Origin of the sequence: Microvenator marinus (genome assembly GCF_007993755.1) — a bacterium.
Lineage (GTDB): Bacteria > Myxococcota_A > Bradymonadia > Bradymonadales > Bradymonadaceae > Allomicrovenator > Allomicrovenator marinus.
On sequence record NZ_CP042467.1, the window covers coordinates 5,309,093 to 5,330,345 of the forward strand.

23 protein-coding genes are annotated in these 21,253 nt (G+C 54.8%); 17 read left to right on the forward strand and 6 right to left on the reverse strand.

What is annotated here, in order from left to right; genetic code table 11:
* The first annotated feature begins 6 nt into the window (after positions 1-6).
* Genes dnaK through FRD01_RS21850 form a run of 7 tightly spaced genes read left to right on the forward strand, consistent with a single transcriptional unit; the run spans position 7 to position 7,559 of the window.
* Entirely contained in the window at positions 7-1,842 is a 1,836-nt protein-coding gene (gene dnaK, locus FRD01_RS21820; RefSeq protein ID WP_146963053.1) for a molecular chaperone DnaK, read from the forward strand.
* 6 nt (positions 1,843-1,848) lie between these two features.
* Positions 1,849-2,949 carry a molecular chaperone DnaJ gene (gene dnaJ / locus FRD01_RS21825; RefSeq protein ID WP_146963054.1) on the forward strand — a complete coding sequence of 367 codons (1,101 nt, stop codon included), beginning with the start codon at positions 1,849-1,851 and terminating at the stop codon, positions 2,947-2,949.
* A complete protein-coding gene (locus tag FRD01_RS21830; RefSeq protein ID WP_146963055.1) occupies positions 2,946-4,115 on the forward strand; it encodes a penicillin-binding protein activator in 1,170 nt (389 codons plus the stop codon). Before dnaJ ends, FRD01_RS21830 begins: the two co-directional genes overlap by 4 nt.
* On the forward strand, positions 4,112-4,996 hold the full coding sequence (locus FRD01_RS21835; protein ID WP_146963056.1) for a site-2 protease family protein: 885 nt from the start codon (positions 4,112-4,114) through the stop codon (positions 4,994-4,996). Before FRD01_RS21830 ends, FRD01_RS21835 begins: the two co-directional genes overlap by 4 nt.
* Positions 4,996-5,730: a hypothetical protein gene (locus tag FRD01_RS21840; RefSeq protein ID WP_146963057.1), complete on the forward strand. Its 735-nt coding sequence runs from the start codon at positions 4,996-4,998 to the stop codon at positions 5,728-5,730. Before FRD01_RS21835 ends, FRD01_RS21840 begins: the two co-directional genes overlap by 1 nt.
* 18 nt (positions 5,731-5,748) lie before the next feature.
* Entirely contained in the window at positions 5,749-6,747 is a 999-nt protein-coding gene (thiL, locus tag FRD01_RS21845) for a thiamine-phosphate kinase (RefSeq protein ID WP_146963058.1), read from the forward strand.
* Positions 6,744-7,559: a methyltransferase domain-containing protein gene (locus tag FRD01_RS21850; RefSeq protein ID WP_146963059.1), complete on the forward strand. Its 816-nt coding sequence runs from the start codon at positions 6,744-6,746 to the stop codon at positions 7,557-7,559. The genes thiL and FRD01_RS21850 overlap by 4 nt, the downstream gene beginning before the upstream one ends.
* Here the strand turns inward: FRD01_RS21850 and FRD01_RS21855 are convergent.
* A complete protein-coding gene (locus FRD01_RS21855) occupies positions 7,552-8,328 on the reverse strand; it encodes an MBL fold metallo-hydrolase (RefSeq protein WP_146963060.1) in 777 nt (258 codons plus the stop codon). The genes FRD01_RS21850 and FRD01_RS21855 overlap by 8 nt on opposite strands.
* Positions 8,329-8,423: 95 nt before the next feature.
* On the opposite strand from FRD01_RS21855, the gene lexA reads away from it, so the two are divergent.
* Both lexA and FRD01_RS21865 read left to right on the forward strand, forming a co-directional pair.
* Complete coding sequence (gene lexA, locus FRD01_RS21860) at positions 8,424-9,080, forward strand: transcriptional repressor LexA (protein ID WP_146963061.1); 657 nt, start codon at positions 8,424-8,426, stop codon at positions 9,078-9,080.
* 75 nt (positions 9,081-9,155) lie between these two features.
* Positions 9,156-9,977: an Hsp33 family molecular chaperone HslO gene (locus FRD01_RS21865; protein WP_146963062.1), complete on the forward strand. Its 822-nt coding sequence runs from the start codon at positions 9,156-9,158 to the stop codon at positions 9,975-9,977.
* On the opposite strand, the gene FRD01_RS21870 is transcribed toward FRD01_RS21865, so the two are convergent.
* Positions 9,967-11,154: an isopenicillin N synthase family dioxygenase gene (locus FRD01_RS21870; protein WP_249755825.1), complete on the reverse strand. Its 1,188-nt coding sequence runs from the start codon at positions 11,152-11,154 to the stop codon at positions 9,967-9,969. The genes FRD01_RS21865 and FRD01_RS21870 overlap by 11 nt on opposite strands.
* A 56-nt stretch (positions 11,155-11,210) precedes the next feature.
* Between FRD01_RS21870 and FRD01_RS21875 the strand changes: the two genes are divergently transcribed.
* Positions 11,211-13,076 (forward strand): permease, encoded by a 1,866-nt coding sequence (locus tag FRD01_RS21875; RefSeq protein WP_249755826.1) that lies wholly within the window; start codon positions 11,211-11,213, stop codon positions 13,074-13,076.
* On the opposite strand, the gene FRD01_RS21880 is transcribed toward FRD01_RS21875, so the two are convergent.
* The 3 genes from FRD01_RS21880 to arfB all read right to left on the reverse strand — a co-directional run bounded on the left by FRD01_RS21880 (position 13,073) and on the right by arfB (position 14,471).
* Positions 13,073-13,441 (reverse strand): Fur family transcriptional regulator, encoded by a 369-nt coding sequence (locus tag FRD01_RS21880; RefSeq protein WP_146963065.1) that lies wholly within the window; start codon positions 13,439-13,441, stop codon positions 13,073-13,075. The two genes, FRD01_RS21875 and FRD01_RS21880, sit on opposite strands and share 4 nt — an antisense overlap.
* Before the next feature lie 6 nt (positions 13,442-13,447).
* The gene (locus tag FRD01_RS21885; RefSeq protein ID WP_146963066.1) at positions 13,448-13,852 is read right to left on the reverse strand and encodes a TraR/DksA family transcriptional regulator; all 405 of its coding nucleotides are present in this window, start codon (positions 13,850-13,852) and stop codon (positions 13,448-13,450) included.
* A gap of 187 nt (positions 13,853-14,039) precedes the next feature.
* Complete coding sequence (gene arfB / locus FRD01_RS21890) at positions 14,040-14,471, reverse strand: alternative ribosome rescue aminoacyl-tRNA hydrolase ArfB (protein ID WP_146963067.1); 432 nt, start codon at positions 14,469-14,471, stop codon at positions 14,040-14,042.
* A gap of 107 nt (positions 14,472-14,578) precedes the next feature.
* On the opposite strand from arfB, the gene FRD01_RS21895 reads away from it, so the two are divergent.
* Positions 14,579-15,319 (forward strand): DUF695 domain-containing protein, encoded by a 741-nt coding sequence (locus FRD01_RS21895; protein WP_146963068.1) that lies wholly within the window; start codon positions 14,579-14,581, stop codon positions 15,317-15,319.
* Here the strand turns inward: FRD01_RS21895 and FRD01_RS21900 are convergent.
* A complete protein-coding gene (locus FRD01_RS21900; RefSeq protein WP_146963069.1) occupies positions 15,316-16,035 on the reverse strand; it encodes a hypothetical protein in 720 nt (239 codons plus the stop codon). The two genes, FRD01_RS21895 and FRD01_RS21900, sit on opposite strands and share 4 nt — an antisense overlap.
* Positions 16,036-16,134: 99 nt before the next feature.
* Between FRD01_RS21900 and hpf the strand changes: the two genes are divergently transcribed.
* The 6 genes from hpf (at position 16,135) to FRD01_RS21930 (ending at position 21,251) form a co-directional block, all read left to right on the forward strand.
* The gene (gene hpf, locus FRD01_RS21905) at positions 16,135-16,461 is read left to right on the forward strand and encodes a ribosome hibernation-promoting factor, HPF/YfiA family (RefSeq protein ID WP_146963070.1); all 327 of its coding nucleotides are present in this window, start codon (positions 16,135-16,137) and stop codon (positions 16,459-16,461) included.
* Positions 16,462-16,467: 6 nt separating this feature from the next.
* Positions 16,468-18,306 (forward strand): serine/threonine-protein kinase, encoded by a 1,839-nt coding sequence (locus FRD01_RS21910; protein WP_146963071.1) that lies wholly within the window; start codon positions 16,468-16,470, stop codon positions 18,304-18,306.
* Between the two features lie 148 nt (positions 18,307-18,454).
* Positions 18,455-18,874: a YeeE/YedE family protein gene (locus FRD01_RS21915; protein ID WP_146963072.1), complete on the forward strand. Its 420-nt coding sequence runs from the start codon at positions 18,455-18,457 to the stop codon at positions 18,872-18,874.
* A gap of 2 nt (positions 18,875-18,876) precedes the next feature.
* A complete protein-coding gene (locus FRD01_RS21920) occupies positions 18,877-19,350 on the forward strand; it encodes a YeeE/YedE family protein (protein WP_146963073.1) in 474 nt (157 codons plus the stop codon).
* Between the two features lie 17 nt (positions 19,351-19,367).
* On the forward strand, positions 19,368-20,267 hold the full coding sequence (locus FRD01_RS21925) for an MBL fold metallo-hydrolase (protein WP_146963074.1): 900 nt from the start codon (positions 19,368-19,370) through the stop codon (positions 20,265-20,267).
* A 120-nt stretch (positions 20,268-20,387) separates the two neighbouring features.
* The gene (locus tag FRD01_RS21930) at positions 20,388-21,251 is read left to right on the forward strand and encodes a DUF4132 domain-containing protein (protein ID WP_146963075.1); all 864 of its coding nucleotides are present in this window, start codon (positions 20,388-20,390) and stop codon (positions 21,249-21,251) included.
* Positions 21,252-21,253 lie beyond the last annotated feature (2 nt).

The following is a 21,253-nucleotide window of genomic DNA, read 5'->3' on the forward strand; positions in this document are numbered from 1 at the left end:
TGAGGAATGTCCAAAACGATCGGTATTGACCTCGGAACAACTAACTCCTGCGTATGTTTCATTGATGGGACTGAGCGCGTCATTATTCCGAACTCAGAAGGGGGGCGCACAACTCCGTCGGTAGTCGCCTTTTCAGACGACTCAAGACTTGTCGGTGTGCTTGCGAGACGCCAGGCTGAGACCAATCCCGAAAATACCGTTTTTGCTGTTAAGCGCCTGATGGGGCGACGGTTCGACGATGAAATGGTTCGCCGCGTGATGGAATCTGTTCCCTACGGCGTTGTCGAGTCTGAATCGGGTGACGCATGGGTGCGGGTTAAAGGGAAAGAGTACTCACCGCCTGAGATATCTTCGTTCATTCTGGCCGACCTCAAGCGACAGGCCGAAGACTTCTTGGGTCAAGATGTCACTGACGCTGTCATCACGGTTCCTGCCTATTTCAACGACGCGCAACGCCAAGCTACGCGTGATGCGGGACGAATCGCCGGCATGAATGTTCTAAGGATCATTAACGAGCCAACCGCTGCAGCTTTGGCCTATGGCCTTGGGTCAGGTGCCGATCTGAGTCAAGACGGCATGAAAGTCGCTGTCTACGACCTTGGAGGAGGTACCTTCGATATCTCCATCCTCGAACTCGCTGATGGTGTGTTCAGCGTGCTCTCCACCTCCGGCGATACATTCCTCGGTGGTGAAGACTTCGATTACGCGATCATCGACTGGCTTGTCAGCGGCTTCAAAGAGGAAACAGGCGCGGATCTGCGTGGTGATAATATGGCTATGCAGCGGTTAAAAGAAGAGGCAGAGCGAGCCAAGATGGAGCTCTCGAGTCTCGAGCAGACAACCATCAGCTTGCCCTTTATCTTTGCCGACGCAACCGGACCAAAACATATCGAACGCGTGCTCACGCGCGCCGAGTTTGAAAAGATGACCGGGGAGCTCGTCAAGCGAACGCTCGACCCATGTGGCCAAGCGCTTCGCGAAGCTGGTCTCTCCAAAAAGGATATCAACGCGGTCATCCTGGTGGGCGGGATGACGCGCATGCCGCTCGTTCGCCAACAGGTTGCCATTTTCTTCCAGAAAGAGCCGGACAAGACCGTTAATCCAGACGAAGTCGTGGCCATGGGAGCTGCAATTCAGGGCGGTATCGTTCGTGGTGAACTCACAGATGTTCTCCTTCTGGACGTGACACCCTTGACGCTTGGTATTGAGACCATGGGTGGCGTATTTACGCCGCTCATCCCTGCCAATACCACCATTCCATGCACGTATTCAGAAGTCTTCAGTACGACCAAAGACAATCAGGAAATGGTGCGCGTTCACGTCCTACAGGGTGAGCGTGCCATGGCGGACGAGAATAAGAGCCTCGCGAAGTTTGAGTTGCACGGTATCCCACCTGCACCTCGTGGACTTCCGAAGATCGAGGTGACGTTCAAGATCGATGAAAACGGGATGGTGAGCGTTAACGCTCGAGATCTCGGTACCGGACGCCAACAATCGGTCTCGGTTGTGGCTGACGGCGGACTTTCTGAAGCCGATATTGAGCGCATGATTCAAGAGGCCGACGAACATCGATCATCCGACTCCGAAAAGAAGGCCATGATTGAGCTTCGGAACCGAGCGCAAGGATTGGTTTACTCCACCGAGCGAAGTCTCGGGGAATACGGCGAGTTCCTCACGCCTGATGAGCGTGAGGAAATCTCCTATGACGTTCAAACCGTAAAAGAGCTTCTTGAGGACGCCAATAAGGAAGAACTCGAAGCCATTATTGCAAGTCTCGAGGCTTCGGCGTACAGACTTGCAGAGGCCATGTATGCTGGCCTTGATACGGATACTTCCGGGTAGGAAAAGATGTCAAAACCCGACCTCTATGCGATTCTTGGAGTCGATAAGAGTGCGTCGCAAGAGGAGATCAAGTCTGCTTACAGAAAGCTTGCTCTCAAGTTTCACCCCGACCACAACCAGGGTGACGCTGAGGCTGAAGAGCGTTTCAAGCAGATTAGTCAAGCCTACGACGTACTTGGTGATCCTGAAAAACGTTCGACTTACGACCGTTTCCCCGCTGGAGGCTTTGATGGCTTCCCTGGCGGTTTTCCCGGCGGTGCCGGTGGTTTCTCGCCGGAGTTCGTAGACCTTGCGGACTTCTTGAGCTCCATGTTTGGCGGAGGTTTCGCAGGCGGCCGAAGGAGTCGCGGCGCAGACTACGTGGTCGAAGTGAGTGTGACGTTCGAGGAAGCGCACACCGGAGCCAAGAAGACCATCCGCGTGCCGGTGAACAAGGAATGCGAGGTTTGTAGTGGCTCAGGCGCAACTCCTGGAACCAGCGTCTCTGAATGTGGTCAATGTGGTGGCGTGGGGCAGGTTCGGATCCAACAAGGATTCATGGCATTTGCGAGGCCTTGCCCAAGGTGTAGCGGAGTTGGCAAAGTCGTTGAATCGCCGTGTCGCTCCTGCGGCGGAGCGGGAAGAAAGAAGACCGAGGAACCGCTCGAAATCGACATTCCACAAGGGGTCGCGGACTCCCAAAAACTGAAGTGGAGCGGCCGCGGTGCGCCGGGTTCCAATGGCGGAAACCCAGGTGACCTGATCATCGTGGTTCGACTCGAAGAACATGCGCTTTTCGAGCGAGAAGGTGATGACGTTCTCTGCACTCTTCCCATCAGCTTCACGCAGGCTGCGCTCGGAGCCAAGGTGGATGTTCCAACGTTGGACGGCAAGGTCAGCATGAAGATCCCTGCGGGAACTCAAACTGGAAAGGTTTTCCGCTTGGCTTCCAAAGGCTTCAAGCGTGGAAACAAGCGTGGAGACCAACGCGTCAAAGTGGTCGTAGAGACCCCGGTCAATCTCAACGACCGTCAACGAGAAATTCTTGAGGAATTTGCCCAGATTAGCGGCGAGAATGTAGAACCAGAGCGCAAGAGCTTTTTTGAGCGCATGAAGGATCTTTTTTGATTTCGAGACGCGAATTCGTGGGTGGAGCAATAGCGTTTGGCTTGACCCCACAGGCCTTCGCGCTTGCGCCCCGCGTTCGCATTGGCCTTCTCGCCCCGCTTAGTGGAGAGTTTAGCCCTCTCGGCCAAGCCATCCGTGAGGCAGCTGAATTGGGTGCCGAAGAGGGCGGTGTGATCCTTGAGATCTTGGACACTGAGGCCGACCCTCTCAAAGCAGCGGAGTGCGTCAAGAAGCTCGCGGCATTGTCTGTGGCCGCATGTTTGGGCCCGATTGGCGTCAGCGAGAGCATGGCCGCTGCGGCACATGCGAGGCGACTGGGTCTACCCATGGTTAGCCTTTGCCCAGACCCGCGGGTAGAAGAGTCTTTTGGACCTAAAACCGTTTGGCGATGGCGCACTTCGCCCGAAGAGGATGCCGCGGAGCTGGTGTCGAAATTGGACGTTGAGTTGCGCGGAAAACGGGCTGCGATTTTGGCCCCGAAATCCGATTATGGACGAAGTGCGGCTCGAGGTTTTTTGAGAGCGTGGCCAGACGGAAACGTCACACGTTATGCGACTTACCCGCTGGAAAAGCCCAACTTTCGACGAGCACTCGAAGAGCTTGTAGGGTCTCGTCGGTGGGTGGGTAGAGACCGCAAAGATCTCAGACCAGATAGAGATGGCTACGTGGCCACGGGCCTTAGAAGACAAATCGACTTCGACGTGCTTTTCATCCCAGATCACCATGTCAACGTGTCGCGAATTCTGGGTTTTTTGCCGCTCGTGGGAATCCAAAACGGTGATGGTGGGAAAGGAGCAGCTGTCCAACTTTTGGGTCTCGGAGGCTGGCGCGGAGAAACCATGGCGCTCACTGGCGCCAAAGCTGCTGGAGCCATCATTCTAGATTCTTATGGAGGAAGCTCTCAGGGTGGGCGGGCTGAGGAATTGGAGCGTCTCTTTGATGCGAAATACGGCCGCTTTCCAACAAGTCTTGAGGCTGAGGTTTTTGACGCCGTGTGGTGGCTCTCAAAGGTTGGAAAGAGTGGTCGCGCGAAAGTTGCCTCCGAAGCCAGCGCCCTGGGGGAAATCACGGGCGCAAGCGGGGCTACGAGATTTGTCGAGGGACGAATCGAGCGCGAGTCGGCCTTATTCCGAATGGATATTGAAGGCCAGGTGAGTCCGCTATGAACTTGAAGCACCTCTTGCTGATGGCGCTGAGCTTCTGCACGATGCTTATGGCCGGCGTAACCATGGGGGGATCGGACCCTTTTGAGCTTCAAGTTTGGGCTAGCGCTGACGCGTGGATTGACGGCATTTCGTATGCCATTCCACTCTTCTTGATTCTGCTTGCCCACGAGCTTGGCCACTATCTTCGGTGCCTGCGTTTTGGGGTCGAGGCGAGTTTCCCAACTTTCATGCCCGCGCTTCCTATTCCGGGACTCGGTCTCTTGCCATTTCTCGGAACCTTTGGCGCGTTCATCAAGATGAACTTGGAGGAAATAAGGCGGGACGATCTCTTGCAGATAGGAAGCGGCGGTCCGATAGCCGGATTTATCGTCACGGTTCCGGTCCTCTTCTTGGGAGTTTTTTTCAGCGATATCCGGCCGCTTCCCGAAGACCTTTCCCAAACCATGTTTCTTGGCGACTCGGTTCTACTCATCCTTGCTGAAGGTCTCTTTTTTCCTGAGATCCCGAGCGGTCACGATGTGTTCCTCGGTCCGATGGCGATGGCGGGTTGGACTGGTTGTCTCTTGACCGCGCTCAATCTGGTGCCTGTTGGACAACTTGATGGTGGTCATATCGCCTACACGTCCTTTGAATCGTGGAATCGCTGGGTTTGGTTCGTGTTTTTGATTCTTCTTGGGTTCGGCATATTTCTCTTCTCGGGCTGGTTGTTCATAGCCGGGTTTGTGGCGTTGACGGGGGTTCGGCACCCACCGATCGCCACCGGTCGGAGCCTCACCTCTCAATCGAGGTTTGAGGCTCTTGTGTGTCTGTGTATCTTCGCGCTTTGCTTTGCCCCGGCGCCTATTGAGGGTGCGTCGATCTTTTCGATGGTGATGGACTGATGGAGATCAGGTGTTCAAAGTGTTCCCACGTGGGGGAAGCCGCGTTGGATGTCAAAGGGGCTGACGTTGCACTCGTCTGCGAGAACTGCGGATTTCGAAACAAATTGGACATGCCTCAAAGTGCCGAAGCCCCCGCGACTAAGCCATCACAGCCACTTCCCACCAGGGCACCAAACCCTGCACAAATCGAAAGGCAAGAGTTCGAAGAAGAAGCGTTTCGCCGCCTTCTCCCGTCTCCCGGAAACGGGCCCCGATGTTTAAAGTGCTATGAGCTTCTCGAGCTCGACCAAGACCATTGCATGCGTTGCGGCCTCAATATTGAGGAATCTCGCAAATTTGCCCCCGGACAGGCGCCGTGGGACCGCCCGCCGGCTGGGCGAGAAGACGCCTGGGACGAGGCTGACTTAATGTGGCGGCGACTCAAGGAAGATTGGGGCGAAGAGAGATTCGACGATTTTGCCCAGACCATTCGGCGCCTTGAAGCATGGGAGTTTGCTTCGAGAAAACTGCGCTCGCATCTGGTCGAAAACCCTGATGATGAGCTGGCAAAAGGGTTTTTGAGAGAAATTGCTGCCGGCCTACAATCTCGTGTTATGGTAGCCAAAGCTCAGGCTCAGGCGAGTGCCGCACAGTTCTCGGATGCCACAGAAAAAGTGCGCCGAGTGCTCTTATGGGTAGTCTCAGGCATGTGGGCAGTGATAATTGTGTTAATACTGGTGTATTATTTCGGTTGATGCGTCAAAGGACGTTAAATGTACGATGAGTTTGAACTCATAGAACGAATCGCAACGGTCTTTCCCACACCTGAGGGCGTGACTCTTGGAATAGGCGACGATTGTGCGATCTTGGACCCGGGTCGATTCGATCTGGTCACCACGGATACGCTTGTCGAGGGAGTTCATTTCCGCCGCGACTTCTCCTCGCCGCAAGATATTGGTTGGAAGGCATTAGCCTCCTCGTTGAGTGATATCGCAGCCATGGGCGGTGGTCCCGGAGCGTTTTTCCTCAACCTCACACTCGGGCCAAACGACGACAAGACATTCGTTGACGGTCTATTGGAGGGGATGCGACAGGCCGCTGAGGCTCTTACGCCAAATGGCTTCGAGGTCAGCGTTGGAGGCGGAGATACAACGAGCACGTCCGGGCCCACCGTTGTAACCGTTACGTTACTGGGTGAGTCATCTCCTGCTGGCCCTGTGACTCGCTCTGGCGCTTTCCCTGGCGACCGAATCATCGTGCTTGGTGAAATGGGAATCGCCGCTGCAGGCCTCGCCATTTTGAAGGGAGAGTTCGAAGTGAATGCGGCCGACTATCCGGCCCTCATCGAAGCCCATAGGCGCCCTCGACCGCGCGTGCACGAGGGCGCGCTGCTCGGACTTCTGGGCGTTCCTTCGGCGATGCTCGATGTTAGCGACGGGTTAGCACAAGACCTACAACACATCCTCAAACGAAGTGGCGCGGGCGCCTCTATCGAAACCCACAATCTTCCGAGACATCCAGAACTACTGAAGTTCTGTGAGGAGACTGGAACCGACCCCCTGGATTGGATGCTCAGTGGTGGCGAGGACTTCGAACTAATCATCGTGGCCCCACCAGCTCGCATGACCAAGATTTGGGACCTCGCTCGGCGCCATGAATGGAACGTCTACGATATCGGCGAGATTCGAGCTCAAGAGGAGGGCTTGCGTATTCTGGCTTCCGATGGAACACCGATTACTAAGGACTTTAAAGGATATCGGCATTTCGCATGAGTGATACGACGAGCGAACATCAGGCCGCAGTTGCCCACCGCGCTTCAGTAGAGCGACTCTGGACCGAACCCGTCTACGAATCTTGCGTTTCTGGACTTAAGGTTCCTAGTGCTTCAAGTGTGCTCGTCGCCGAGGCTCGTTGTGGCTACGTCCCAAGCCGTCTGCTCACCGATACGCCTGAGGACACGAGAATCATCGCGCTCGACCCCTCACGCGCGATGCTCGACCAAGCGAGAACCCGAATCGATGAAGCCGGGCAAAAGAGGATCTTCTTCGTACCCCAAAAGGTAAGTGCACTCTCCTACGCAGACGATGTGTTCAAAACCACGATTTGCGTCAACGGAGTCGCATCTTTGACCCAAACTCAGGACGCCCTGAGCGAGCTGAGTCGAGTCACCCAGGTGGGAGGTACCATCGTATTGGGCGTGCCACTGCTCTCTTCGTTTCCCGAGTTTTACGACATGCTCGATGAGGCGCTACGGGCTCATAAACTCACCGACGTTCTCAACCGTACTCAAGAGATGCGCACGGGATTGTTGAACGTCTCCAGAGTTGCTGAGCTCGCTCAGGCTGCTGGTCTGCACGACGTCGAGTTTGAAGAAGTTTCGTGGGACGTCGCCTTTGGTTCCGGTCAAGAACTCTTGAGTTCAGCGCTTGTGAGAGAGTCTTTCTATCCGCACTGGTTGGGCGTGATTCGCTCGTCGGATAGGGACCCGATCTTGCGCTATATCGTGGACGCTATCGACACCTATTGGCACCAAGATACCTTCAGCTGCCGAATCGTGTGTGGCTGTATGAAGGCCGTCAAATAAGACTGAGCTGCCTTTCGCTCGAGTCCTGAATATTTGAGATCTCAGGGGAAAAATCCACGCCGCCGTCAGGTGTGGCGACATGGACAGTTGTCTCAAGACCCGCAAAAGTCGCCCTCGCGACTTCGGGCGAGTTATTGGTTTCGCTCAAGTGGGCGAGCACTAGATTCGTAAGCCTGGGAGTGGCGACATGGTTTACAAATGCGAGCGCTTGCGCATTTGAAAGATGGCCCTTTGGACCAGCAATTCTTCTCTTCAGGGTCTGAGGGTAGGGCCCACGCATCAACATCTCGGCATCATGATTGGACTCGATCACCAGTGTATCTAGGTCTGCACAGGATTTAGCCATGGAGGAGTTAAACACGCCCGTATCCGTGATGAATCCCATGGAAAACCTGGTCGTAGAGAGTCTTAGTCCAATGGTTCCAACTGCGTCGTGGGATACGCGGAACGCCCTGATATCCAGGTCTTTGAGCGTATGAGCCTTGTTGGTCTTGAGTTCAACTCCACCCAGTTCAAGGTGTTTGAGAGTCGGCAGGCTAGCGAGAAGCGGCACTTTCAGCGTCTCCATAACCTTGGCTAACCCTTTGATATGGTCGGAATGTGTGTGGGTGACGACGATGGCGTCAATTGGGCCAAACTCCTCGACCGCGTCCAATATTCTGCAACCACTGGCCCCCGCGTCGATGAGAATCCGTGTTTCCCAAGCCTTGAAGAGCCAAGCGTTTGCGCTAGACCCACTGGCGATGCATTTTAATCGGATGTCATTCATTGTTATTTGTTGACACGTGGTACAGATGTTCAGTAAGTTACATCCGTTCACCAGATCCACGCAAGTGGTCGAAACACATTCTTGAGGTCGAGCGCATGGAAAAGCCCGAAAAAGAGCTCACGGACAGACAAATTGAAGTCCTCGAATTCATCATCGAACACATCCAAGGGACCGGCTTTCCTCCGACTATCCGCGAGATAGGGGAAGAATTGCAGATCAAGTCGACCAATGGCGTGAACGATCACCTGAAAGCCCTTGAGAAGAAGGGCTACCTCTCACGCGAAGACGCCAAGTCGCGGGCGATTCGCCCAGTGTTTACGCCGCACGGAATGCCTTTTGGAGAGGATGTTCCGGTGTTGGAGAACGTTCACAGCATCCCGATTGTTGGTCGAATTGCGGCGGGCTCGCCCATCGCGGCCATCGAGAACGCGGACGACCACGTCACGCTGGGCGAGGGGCTGATTGGGAAACCTACAGATGTGTTCGGCCTTGTAGTGCGAGGCGACTCGATGATCGAAGATGGCATCTTCGACGGCGATTATATCTTTGTGAAGCGTCAGCAAGAGGCACGCAATGGTGAAATCGTGGCGGCTATGGTTGACGGAGAGGCCACTGTGAAGCGTTTTTACCGGGAATCCGGACGTATCAGGCTTCAGCCGGCAAACTCCGCAATGGAGCCCATCTACGCGGTGCCGGGGCAAGACACGACCATCCTCGGAAAGGTCATCGGCGTCTTTCGCCGAGTTTCTTAGGTTCCTCCCCATTGCCAGCCTTCCAGCTTCATTCAAACTAAGCTATTGAGCCCTCGGAAAGTCGATGAGGTTCAAATGAGCAATAGAGTACTAAAGGGATTGAGCGCGGGTGGGGGCTTTCGAGCGATCGTGGTTGAAGCAACCGAGGCAGTTCAAGGGTTGATGGACGCACAGCTGGGCGCTCAACCGCTGAGCGAGCAGCGCGACAGAGTTTCGGAAATCTTGGGGCAAGTCGGACTCGCCGCGGTACTGGTTCGGGTTGAAATGGCGCCTGACCAGCGACTCCAACTTAGCCTTCGCACCAAGGATGGGTCGTGTTTTGCGGATTCCCATCCCGATGGACTCCTTCGTGGTGTGGTTTCCGGAAAATGCCCAAACTTCGGTGAACAGACCATCCTTCAGGTCTCCCGTGTGCTCGAAGACGGTCAACTGCATCAAGGCATGGTGGAAGCCGAGACCGATATGACGGCGACCTTGACCCAATACATGCTCCAGTCAGAACAGGTCGTGGCTACGGTTGGTCTCCACGTGGATGTTGAAGGGGGCGTGACCAAGTCCGCGCGAGGGTTCATGGTTCAGGTTCTTCCGGGCGCCTCAAGAGAGGTGATGGAAGAGGTGATTCGTGCGCTCGAAGGCATCGAGGCGAAGTGGTGGGAACAGCACCCTGACTTGCTCTTGCTCGACCTTCTTGGAGGCGCCGGCCATTTCACTCTCGAGTCCGAGGTGAAGTTTGGGTGCACGTGCAATCAAGAGAGCGTGCTCGACGCACTCGGTTCACTGAACCCTTCTGAGATTCAAGAGATGATCGATGATGGAGAGGATTTGGAAATGGGTTGCCAGTATTGTGGCAAGTCCTACCAGATCACGCTCAGTGAGCTCGACTCACTCATGACTTAGCGCGAATCGTGCTCAAGCGGTCGTAGTGGCGATATCCGAGATGGTTCAGCACATCGGTCGGCGCTAGCCCAATATCCACCAAAGTTTTCATGCCGTAGGTTCCCGCGAGAACCGGAGGGCTATAAGCACGAAGGGCATCATCAGTTCTGAACTTCGGAAGTGGAGAGAGCACTTGATGTGCGTGAAGGTGGATGAAGTGCGCCATCGAAACTCTTGAATAGCCGGGAGTCGAAGGAGCCTTGATGACGTGTGGAGTCGCCAAGAACTGACCACCCGTTAGGATTTCAAGCTCCTGTCCCACTTGAGCCACAATACAACCTGCGGGAGCTGAACCGGCGAGCAATTCTCCGTCCGGGTTCTTTTCATCTCCGCGGGTTCGCAGGTAAAGGCCGGATGATGAGTCTGGCTTTGGACAATAGCTGCCGGAAGGGTCCAGGAAGCGACCGCCCGGAAGTAGGGTGAGCAGATTGAAGTCGGTGTGCTCTTCGCCCCAGAGGATGCCGGTGTTCACCTGATCGTCTTTAAGCGGCAAGTAGCGCAACGATCGTGTCACGTGGGGGCCTCCGTAGACAGCCTGCTCAAATCGAAATGGCTCAAGTCCGAGCGCCTTTGCAGCACCGCGCAGCAGGAAGAGACCGATCTCGTGGAGCTGGTGGCCAATCAATTCGTAAGACTTCTGGAAGACTTCGGCGTTCTCGGGCCAAACATTCTGGGCGTAGACTTCTGGGTATTCCGTTGCCGCACTTGGGTCGAGCGGCTCAGGCGCCATGAAGTAGCACTCTTTGAAGTCGGGCTGCCCGCCTGCCACCACGGCTTGTTCGGTTTCAGGGGGTGTCCAACCTCGCTGATACCAAATCTCGGGCATCGAAACCTTTTCCTTCTCTTCGACTGGCCGAGAAGTGAACTCCAAAAAGGAGTCGTAGAATCGGGTCAGGTCCGCGTCTTCGATTCCGTGATTTTTAATGTAGACGAGGCCGTACTTGCCAAAACCTTCCAGAATGGCTTGGGCTGCGGCTTCTTGGTGTTCGAGAGTAGGGCTTGAGAGGTCTTGTAGATCAACAACAGGGATGCTCACGGCAGATGCTCCGATTTTGGGATAGGTCGCTGGACATCCTATAATCGTTCCCGACCCAGATTTGAACCCATACGCGGTCTTTGTGTTCAAAATGTCACGCAATTGACCTCTAATTGATAATCGAGTATCAGCACGTTCCGTTCATGCCGGATGGTCCCTTGACTCTACTAATCGCATCGATACTGGCCTTGATGGTCGGCCCGCTCTTCTACCGGGTAGCATCTACGAATGACCGAGCACTCTCGTTCGTCGACGGGTTGGTGCTCGCGAGCATTGGTGGACTGATCTTTTTCTTCGTTCTACCAGAGGCTTGGAAGCTCGGTGGCCTGGCGGCTCTTGCTGCCATGCTGGCTGGAGTGGGGTTCCCGATCGTGCTGGAACGATGGCTATCCCACGGAAAGACTCATAAAGTGATGCTCTTTTTTGGCGCGCTAGGGCTCGTGCTTCACACGGTGTTTGATGGACTGACCCTTGGTAGCGAAGCCCACCACCACGACGTTCGGCCCCTTTCTCTAGCCGTGCTACTTCACCGCTTTCCGGTCGGACTGGCGATTTGGGCCATGATGCGGCCATACGGACGCAAGTGGGGCGTGGCTGTTCTTTCAGTGATAGCGTTTGGGACGGTGCTTGGTTTCATGGTTGGGGATAATATTGCCGCGGTGATGACTACGGCCCCCGTAGCGGTTTTTCAGGCGTTTGTGGCGGGCTCGTTACTTCATGTAGTGCTTCATAGGGCTCATGGAACAGAAGGGGCCAAGGAGTCGCCAATATTTCAGACGCTAGGCGCACTTGCCGGGGTGTTGGGTATCGTGGGGGTGATGCAGCTCGGTGCGAGCCATGGGCATTCGCACCACGACGAGGGCTATTTCTCCCGTCTTCTCGCGCTTTCGCTCGAGTCTGCGGGACCGTTACTCCTCGGGTTTGTACTCGCTGCGATTATCGGAGCAGTCTGGAAATTGGGTGTTCCTCGCTGGTTGCGACAAGGGAATTCCGCCACGCTCGCTCTTAAAGGGACTTTGGTTGGACTACCGCTTCCCATTTGCTCATGCGGCGTTGTGCCCATCTACGATCGGATGATTCGTGCTGGTGTTCCGCCAGCTGCGGCCGGAGCATTCTTGGTTGCCACGCCTGAGTTGGGAATCGAATCGCTGGTCTTAAGTTTGCCCCTGCTCGGTGCCGAATTGACCGGCCTGAGGCTTGGGGCGGCTGCAATCTTAGCGCTCTTGGTAGGCCTCTTGATGGGGCGAATTGCCAAACCCTTTCCTGTGGCCGAGCAGGAAGCCGATACTTCCTTCTCAAGGCCGACAATCAAGGAAATCAAAGGACACCTTCGAGAGGTTGTGGACGAAACGGCTCCATGGATTCTGACCGGGCTCGCCGTAGCCGCCGTTTTCGAGCCAGCGTCGTTTGCGAGCTGGCTTGGTGGCCTACCTTTTGGAGCTGAGGTGGTGCTTTTCGGCCTGGTTGGTATTCCAGTCTACGTGTGTGCCTCCGGTGCGACTCCAATCGCTGCAGCATTCATCTTTGCCGGTGTATCACCCGGCGCCGCCTTGGCCTTCTTGCTCAGCGGACCTGCCACAAATGTCACAACGTTCGGCGTCTTGAGCACGCTGCACTCTCGAAAGACCGCGATTGTTTTCGGGTCTTCGGTGTGGGTTTTGGCCGTGCTTCTGGGATTGGGCGTGAACGCCATACTGCCGGGGTTCAAACTTGCGAGCCTTGATTCCGGAATCCACGATTTCTCATGGGTTTCGTGGACGAGCTTGGTTCTCTTGGGCGTGCTTGTTCTGGACGCAACGGCTCGAACGGGAGTTCGAACGTTTCTCAACAAAATCTCAATTCTCGGTACCCATCACGGTCACGAACATTGCGGAGACGAATGTGATTCACCCTGCGAGGACTCGCATCACCACAACCACCATCACGACCATCACCAACATACCGATTGCTGCGATCACGACCCACCCAAGTTTGTGCTCTCTAAAAAAGCTCTAAGCGCGCGTGACAAAGAGTCCGGCGCCTAGGCGGCGCACTCCGGACACATTCCAAAAAGCCAGACCTCGTGTCGAGTCACTTGAAAGCCAGCAGGAGCGTGGTCATCCGGCGCATGACAGCCCGGAATATCGTAAACTTTACCACAATCATCGCACCTAAAATGGTGGTGATGCTCGCGGTCCGCCAGCTCAAATCGTGAGGGTTCACCCGGCAAATCAACCGGAATCAACCAACCGTCTTCGTGCAGGCGTTTGATATTTCTGTAAACGGTGGCGATACCGAGTCCAGGGACGGACTCGGCGGCTCGGTCTAAGACTTCATTCGCGGTGAGCGGGCGTTGGGCACGTCTAAAGACGTTGCGAATCGCGTCGCGCTGGTCAGTCTTGCGGCCCATAGAATTTCAGAGGCGGCGGCTTTTGCCCATTTCACGCTCGAGCTGCTCTTTGTACTCGATGCTATATCGAGTCCAAGGTCGCACTTCGAGGCGTTTGCGGGAAATCGGCTCGCCGGTTCCTTCACAGAGGCCGAATTCACCCGATTCAAATTTAGCCAGTGCGCGGTCGATCTGCTTGATGAGCTTCTGCTCTTTATCAGCAAGGCGCATCAGGTAGGCCTGGTCGGAAATCCTTCCGGCTTGATCGAGCTCGTCAGCGGGTCGTTCGTTGTCGACCATAGCCTCATTCAAGTGGCGATTAAGTTTGGCGAGCATATCTTCTCGCTCTTGGAGTAGCCGCTGCTTGAAGTGCTCAAGATCTTCTTCCGTGAGTTCATCGTGGACTACTTTTTCGGTGCTTTTCTTAGCCATATTCACTCCTAAAGAGCTTGCAAGAAGCGTCAACTCAACTCCCTCATCGGGATAGGGCGATAGGGTTTAGCCTATTTTTAACCTCAAGTCGAGGCCTCTCCCGAGGTTGAGTCGCTCTGTGCGTTAGTTCGCTAGAATAAACACGAAACTTGGAGATTGTGCACCAAAAAAAGTAGCGGGATGTCACCTACTCATCAAAGCTAGGTTTATTCCTCATCTTCTTTTTGGCGCCGACTTTCTTTTTCGCATCGATTCTTCTGGCTTTGGCGGCACGCGATGGCTTAGTGGCGACGCGCTTTTTCTGAACACGCAAAGCCTTGAGCACGATCTCAGCGAGCCGTTTGAGCGCGATCTCTCGGTTTTGATGCTGACTTCTCGAATCGTCCACATGGACCACGAGCGTGGTCTCGCCGACAAGGCGCGTAGATAGATTTCGTAGCAATCGCGCGCGCTGAATCGAGGACAGGACGCCGGAATTCTCGATATCCCACTCGATGCTCACCCGAGAGCTCGTCTTGTTGGCATGCTGCCCACCCGGTCCACTGGACTTGCTCGTGCGCATGGTGAGCTCAGCGCTTGGAATTCTGAGGGCGGGGCTGATGAAGAGATCGTCGTCCATAGGTCTATAAAAACACGAGTTCAGGGTTGAAGGTCAAGGCTCCGTGCCAGATTCAGAAATATCGTGTAGAGATATCGCCGAGACCGTTTACGAATGAGGTTCTTGCCATGGAATGGGAAATTTATCCAACACCTGTGCAATCCAATCTTGGATTGATGCTTGTGAATCTGAGCTATCTCAACGAAGGAAAGGTTGGGGATTGGCCGTATCTGAACTGGATCCGAGTCCTATACGACGCGGATTCACAGGGGTTTCCAACCCAGGCAGAACAACACGAACTCGAAGAGATTTCTGATGGAATCACCGAACAACTAGGGCCGCGCGGGGCGATTGTTGGCCGGCTCAGCGTGGATGGGCGTCGCGAATTTTTTGTCTATTCTGACGAGCCTTGTGCTGACGAGATCATGGCAACTCTACAAGAGCGCTTTCCCGCTCGCAGGTTTACGCGAAGGGCTTCAGAGGACCCCGAATGGGACGTCTACTTTGGCTTCTTATGCCCTGATGCAGTGCAGCTACAGCGTCTCGCGTCGCACAAGGGAATGCAGGCCCTTCAAGAGCAAGGCGATTTCACAAATATTCCGCGTCCTGTGGTCCATGCGGCGGCCTTTACTGATGAGAGCGCCGCCGAGGAATTCGGCCTTTTTTTAGAGGCCATGGGATTTGAAATCACAACTCAAGAAGAGGTCGAGAACGAAGAGGCGATGCGCCCCTTCGTCATCAAGTGCGTGGGCGAGCATCCGGTGGATGTGGTGGGAATCGAGCGATTTGTGATGCCACTTTTCCAGAAAGCCAGAGAGCTCGGTGGCGAATACGGGGGATGGCAATGTTCGGCTGTGATTGTCTCTTAGCCGCGCTCAGGTTCTAGTGATTCAGCGAATGCGCATACGTCGTTGATGGCGGCGAGCAGTTTGGACTCATCGAGTATGCGCCCACGAAATGCCACGCTGACAACGCCACTCGCCCCGTCTGGATCCGCGGGTAGTTGCGACTCACCGCCGTGAATCAAGGTGTCCGGATAACGCTCAAAAAACTTCAGGATCGCGTCGCGTGTCTGGGCTTCTTTCACAAAGGATTGAACCACATGACCCTCGTAGCCTTCGCAAACAAGCTCGTTATGGAGGTCAGCGTAGCCGGTAGAAATGATGCGTCGGCCGGATTGTGCGTGTGACCATGTTTGAGTTTCAGCCGCGTAAATTCTAAGGCCACTTGGGACACCCTCTTGAACCGGGGACGAGACGATGGTGCGGTATCTCTCGTCGGAATCTCGAGCGATATGTGCGCTGATTCCGGCCACAAATTTTCTTCCTTCAAAAACGCCGTTTACGAGCGGGTCGTGGCTCAGGCTGCCGTGGCAGTTGAAATTGTGATTTTTTGCGAAGGTTTGAAAGAAACGCAACGCCTTCAGAGGCTCTAAAATAGCCTTCCGAATCAAAGTTGCGCTGATGAAGAAAACCGCAAAAAGCGCGGCAAGTTTGATCGGCGAGTCGAAGGGATAGAGCGCCCAGACGCAAAGTGGAACACTCATCAAGACGAGGCCAAGGATCAATGGTCTTAAAGCAAGCATTCAAACTCTTGTCGGATCTCTTTTTAGGTGGGATGCTTCCCAAACGTGTCTAGATTACACGCAATGCTCGATTTTACGAGGTTAGAACGGAGTTAAGTTATGCGTATTGAAACTGATATCGTTTTTCGTGACATGGAGTCTTCAGAAGCAGTCAAGAGTGCTGTGGAGAAGTATCTCGAGAAGATCGAGCGCCATTACGCGGCAGTACAGCGATGCAGGGTGGTATTGGAGCAATCTCACCGCAGCCAGAATAGCGGGAATTTGTTCAGTGTGAGTCTCGATATTGCGGTCCCTGGGACCACCATCAACGTGGGAAGAGACGGGGTCAAGGACGAGTCCCACGAAGATATCTACGTGGCGATTCGAGATGCATTCCTTGCAGCCGAGCGTCAGCTCGATAAGTACACGGCAAAGCGTCAGCCCTGAGCACGTGTGAAATTCCGAGAACGTTTTGAATCCTTGGGGCTTGATGAGCGCACGTTGCAAATGGCGAGCACGGCCACCGTTGCCCCGAGCACCACCACCCTAGATCTCAGCGAGCTGATGGAGCTCCTTCCCGAAATCGGGCATGTCTCCGAGCTCGAGCTGATGGACAAGTTGGACGAAGGTGGAATGGGAGTCATTTCTGTGGCGAGGCAACGGGCGCTCGGGCGCCATGTTGCAGTCAAAGCGCCAAAAGAGACCGGGAATCAGCGCGCTGCTCAAGGGCTAGTGCAAGAGGCGCACGTCACGGGGCTTCTGGAGCACCCCAATGTGGTGCCGGTCCATAATCTGGGGCGCAATCTAACTGGGGATCCGCTCCTCGTGATGAAGCGAATTCAAGGGGTCTCCTGGCTAAAGATCCTTCAAGATCCCGAGTTGGCCCCGGTAGCTTCGCCAGACTTGGCCTGGCACATTCATATTTTGATTCAGGTCGCGAACGCGTTGCGAATAGCGCATCGTCGACAGATTGTGCACCGCGACATCAAGCCAGAGAACATCATGATTGGGGAGTTTGGCGAGGTCTATCTGATGGACTGGGGCCTCGCTCTTTATCTAGGTGATGTGGAAGAGAATCCCTATTTACCGCGCAGAGATTCGGCTTCCGGCCTTGCAGGAACGCCGGCCTATATGGCGCCCGAAATGACGCTCGACGACGCGAGTGAGGTTGATTTTACCACTGACGTCTATTTGTTGGGGGCCACTCTTTATCACGTGGTTGAAGGCAAACCACCCCATGGTGCGGAGTCGTTATTCGAGTCATTGAGACTCGCCTTTGAGGGGGCGTTGCCGGCGTTTTCCGAGCATTGGCCGGATTTCTTGAAAGACATCGCATCGCGTGCGCTCGCCCCGGATAAGGGGGAACGTTTTGCTTCGGTTGAGGCGTTTCAACGTGAACTCGAAGTTTATCTCGAAGTTCGTGGGTCTATCGCGCTGACAAAGGCGTCGAGCGAGACCCTCGATGAGGTTGTTAGCAGTGAACTTGGAGACTCGGAGCGTAGCGAGCGCTTGGCCGAGGCTCGATTTGGTTTCAGGCAAGCTCTCGCGCAATGGAGTGGCAACGAGGCCGCCGCTCAAGGGCTTCGTCAGACTGAGATACAGCTCTTTCACTATCATTTGGAGCGCGGTCATTTGGATTTGGCTGAGTCGATTTTGGCCAACCTCGACCCGGCACCACCCGAATGTGTGGAGGCGTTGGATCGCGCCAAGCAAGAACGCGATGCCCTCAGTGAAAGGGTAGAAGACCTTGAGAGGTGGGTCCGCGAGTTGGACCCAAGGGTTGGAGGGGCCGCCCGCGCGCTCCTCGTCTTGGGGCTTGGAGGTTTTTGGGTGGGCACAGCGATTTGGTCCCACATTAACCTGGATTTGAGCGCCCGGACCCACACGCTTGAAGACACGATTTGGTGGATGATTCGTACTGTGGGTGCAGGCTTTGCGATGATTTTCCTTCTTCGGAAGATGCTTTTCAAGACCGAGTCTAACCGTCGAATCATGTACGTCGTGATCGGGATGCTTTTTGCGATGCTGGCGTCGAGGTTCAGCGGATTCTTAGCCGATGTACCCATTTGGGAGACGGCGCGCACTGAGCTCGCGATGTATGCCATGGCGGTGATTGCGCTCGGGATGATGACCAAGATGCGAATCGCTTACGCGTGTGTCACGCATTTTGCGGCCTCGTTACTCGCCGCCTCATTTCCTGAATACACCTATCTCTTCATCGCGACTTCCAATGCGCTGACCTTCATCTGGGTCGGATTCCATTGGTACACACCGCGTCGTGTTTCTAATTAGGCTCTTCGCCATCCTAAGATGTGAGTTGTTGCAACAGCTGTTTCAACTCTGGTGCAAAAGAAGCGATGAATCGCACAGAAACAGGGGGAATCTGAGTTGGCACCAAGCTTGCTCTAGTAGAAGGCGGACATCACTTAAGGAGTGAAAGATGGAAGTACAAACTTGGATCACAGCAGCGCTAGGGGGAGGCATCATCGGTCTCGCGTCTGCGCTGCTCTTGGCGTTCAACGGACGCATCGCAGGGATATCGGGTATCACTGGCGGCTTAATCTCTCCCACTCGTGGCGAGGTGAGTTGGCGACTGATGTTCCTAATTGGGCTCCTCGGTGGAGGCTTCTTGATGGCACTTTTGATGCCGGAAGCGTTCACGGCGAGTCCTCGGTCTACCTTCTGGGTTGTCGCAGCAGGCCTCTTGGTCGGCTTCGGCACTCGTCTTGGTAGCGGTTGTACCAGCGGTCACGGCGTGTGCGGCTTGAGTCGATTCTCACCTCGCTCGCTCGTCGCGACTTTGACATTCATCGGGGCAGGTATGGTTACCGTGGCCCTCTTTAACGGATTTGGAGGTTAATCATGGCAGCGCCTCAAGTTGTAGCATTGGTATCAGGTGCTCTTTTTTCGGTGGGCCTCGTATTGGCCCAAATGACTAAGCCAGAACGAGTGATCGGATTCCTCGATGTGGCAAACTGGGACCCTACGTTGGTCTTCGTAATGGGCGGTGCAGTGATTGTGTACGCCGTCTTGTTCCGATTGATCATGAAAAGGCCCAAGCCCTTTGTGGCCCCGAAGTTCGCCGTACCTACCAATCGTACGATCGACAAGAAATTGGTTGCAGGGTCTGCGCTCTTCGGCATCGGATGGGGAATGGCTGGATTTTGTCCAGGCCCCGGTCTTGTTTCACTTGCCTCAGGGATGTCTGCGCTCACATTTGTGATCGCGATGCTTTCTGGGATGTTTTTACACACGAACTTTCAACAATGGTTGGACCGGCGTGCATCATCGAGCGAGGGCAGTGAGGCTCTCCCCGCGACCGTTTCATCCAAATAAGTCCTAAGGAGGACACCATGGAAATCAAACATTTCTTCGACAATCGCACCTGGACACTTACGTACGTGGTCTGGGATCCGGACACCAAGGATGCTGTGGTCATCGACCCAGTCCTCGACTACGAACCCGCTGCGTCCAAGACTTGGACGGAGTCTGTGGAAGAGGTGGTGAAGTTCTTGAAGGATAACGACCTCAAGCTTCACTATATCCTTGAAACACATGCACATGCCGATCACCTCAGCGGTGCGCGAGTAATCAAATCAGTCTTTCCCGACGCAAAGCTCGCTGTAGGAAAGCGTATCACTGATGTGCAGAAGGTCTTCAAAGGGGTCTTCGATTTGCCTGAGGATTTCCCGACGGACGGCCGGCAGTTCGACCAACTCTTTGATGAGGGTCAAACGTACAAGGCTGGCTCTTTGGAATTCGATGTGATCTTCACACCTGGCCATACTCCCGCGTGCACAACGCTCAGATTCGAAGACAATGTCTTCACGGGTGACGCGCTCTTTATGCCAGACGGTGGAACCGGGCGTTGCGACTTCCCCGGTGGTAGTGCCACGGATATGTATCACTCGATTCACAACAAGCTCTACTCGTTGCCAGAAGACACCAAGGTGTGGGTGGGCCACGACTACCAGCCAAACGGCCGTGAGCTTCAATATATGGCCACCATCGGTGAGCAGAAGGAAAAGAACGTGGCGCTTCGAGCTTCGACGACTGAGAAGGAGTTCGTTGAGTGGCGTGAGGCACGCGACAAGACCCTCTCAGCACCAAAGCTGCTCTTCCAAAGTGTTCAGGTCAACGTGGATGCCGGAAGGCTACCGGAACCTAAGGCCAATAAGGTCCGTTATCTCAAGATTCCGATTAACGTTTTCCGTCCGCCTCAAGAGGGCGAAATGACCATCGACCTCGTCTAGGATTCGCCTTGATCCAAGAGCTTAGGGCTTAGTCGAAGCACCTTTGGGAAACCAAAGGTGCTTGTCGCGTTCTTGGGAAGGAAGTACCCTCCGCGCTACCAATTAGAGCGCGGAGGTTCCATGGAGAAGGGATGGGTTGGAGCGGGCGAATACGAGCTTAGCGTTGAGGACGCGAAGATCATTTGCCGCAATTCGAGCGGAAAGGTTCTAAAATCAGTGCCGAGCAAGGTCAAAAGCACGTCTGAGTATGAAGAGCTTCAGCTCGCGCTTTTATGGCTCAACGATCACGAAAGAGAGTGCCGAGAGCATGTTGAGTCTTGGATGCTACGCTCGCTGCCTGTTCCGCGAGCGCTGGCCGAAAGTGTTTGGAAGGACTCCGCATGGCGAACATTCTTGGAGTTCGCGGTTGTGTCTCCTCTCAAAGACGCTGATGACGAAGACTTCGGCTTCTTCCTGGGCGCGTCGGAGAAGGGGATCGGAATCGTAAATCTTGACGGTGAGACCCGATGGCTCGACTCAGCCGCTCTCACTATTCCGCATCCAGTTCTTATCCCTGAGCTCGATGATTTCAGAGAGCTCGCAATGGAGCTCGGCTACGAACAAAAGCTCCAACAGCTATTCAGAGAGACGTTCACCAAGCCAGAAAAGCTCGACCCCAAAGCCAGTGCGTTGAGCACGTTTGCAGAAGGGAAATTCGAACAGCTCAATTACGCCTTGGGGCGTTGCAGAACGCTCGGCTACCCGGTTCGCGGCGGCTTCGCATCGTGCAAAGTTATGGAGGGCGGAAAGCTCGCTGAAGCCCGTTATTGGATCGGGTCGGAGTACCCCGAGTACGAGACCTACACGGGGGACCTGATCTGGGTGGACGAGCGGGAGCGTTCGATACCCATCGTAGAGGTTGGACCGGTTGCGTATTCCGAGGGGATGCGAATGGCGAGTGCGATCTTCGCGGGTCGTGCAAAAGAAGAAGAAAAACAAGACTAGGA

Excerpts from the sequence above, each read along its gene's own strand:
- FRD01_RS21915 (WP_146963072.1), top strand. The coding sequence starts at position 18,455 with ATGGAAGTACAAACTTGGATCACAGCAGCGCTAGGGGGAGGCATCATC.
- FRD01_RS21855 (WP_146963060.1), bottom strand. The coding sequence starts at position 8,328 with ATGAATGACATCCGATTAAAATGCATCGCCAGTGGGTCTAGCGCAAAC.
- FRD01_RS21850 (WP_146963059.1), top strand. The coding sequence starts at position 6,744 with ATGAGTGATACGACGAGCGAACATCAGGCCGCAGTTGCCCACCGCGCT.
- FRD01_RS21930 (WP_146963075.1), top strand. The coding sequence starts at position 20,388 with ATGGAGAAGGGATGGGTTGGAGCGGGCGAATACGAGCTTAGCGTTGAG.
- FRD01_RS21835 (WP_146963056.1), top strand. The coding sequence starts at position 4,112 with ATGAACTTGAAGCACCTCTTGCTGATGGCGCTGAGCTTCTGCACGATG.
- FRD01_RS21920 (WP_146963073.1), top strand. The coding sequence starts at position 18,877 with ATGGCAGCGCCTCAAGTTGTAGCATTGGTATCAGGTGCTCTTTTTTCG.
- arfB (WP_146963067.1), bottom strand. The coding sequence starts at position 14,471 with ATGGACGACGATCTCTTCATCAGCCCCGCCCTCAGAATTCCAAGCGCT.
- FRD01_RS21880 (WP_146963065.1), bottom strand. The coding sequence starts at position 13,441 with ATGGGCCGCAAGACTGACCAGCGCGACGCGATTCGCAACGTCTTTAGA.
- FRD01_RS21895 (WP_146963068.1), top strand. The coding sequence starts at position 14,579 with ATGGAATGGGAAATTTATCCAACACCTGTGCAATCCAATCTTGGATTG.
- dnaK (WP_146963053.1), top strand. The coding sequence starts at position 7 with ATGTCCAAAACGATCGGTATTGACCTCGGAACAACTAACTCCTGCGTA.
- lexA (WP_146963061.1), top strand. The coding sequence starts at position 8,424 with ATGGAAAAGCCCGAAAAAGAGCTCACGGACAGACAAATTGAAGTCCTC.
- thiL (WP_146963058.1), top strand. The coding sequence starts at position 5,749 with ATGTACGATGAGTTTGAACTCATAGAACGAATCGCAACGGTCTTTCCC.
- FRD01_RS21885 (WP_146963066.1), bottom strand. The coding sequence starts at position 13,852 with ATGGCTAAGAAAAGCACCGAAAAAGTAGTCCACGATGAACTCACGGAA.
- FRD01_RS21865 (WP_146963062.1), top strand. The coding sequence starts at position 9,156 with ATGAGCAATAGAGTACTAAAGGGATTGAGCGCGGGTGGGGGCTTTCGA.
- hpf (WP_146963070.1), top strand. The coding sequence starts at position 16,135 with ATGCGTATTGAAACTGATATCGTTTTTCGTGACATGGAGTCTTCAGAA.
- FRD01_RS21840 (WP_146963057.1), top strand. The coding sequence starts at position 4,996 with ATGGAGATCAGGTGTTCAAAGTGTTCCCACGTGGGGGAAGCCGCGTTG.
- dnaJ (WP_146963054.1), top strand. The coding sequence starts at position 1,849 with ATGTCAAAACCCGACCTCTATGCGATTCTTGGAGTCGATAAGAGTGCG.
- FRD01_RS21900 (WP_146963069.1), bottom strand. The coding sequence starts at position 16,035 with ATGCTTGCTTTAAGACCATTGATCCTTGGCCTCGTCTTGATGAGTGTT.
- FRD01_RS21925 (WP_146963074.1), top strand. The coding sequence starts at position 19,368 with ATGGAAATCAAACATTTCTTCGACAATCGCACCTGGACACTTACGTAC.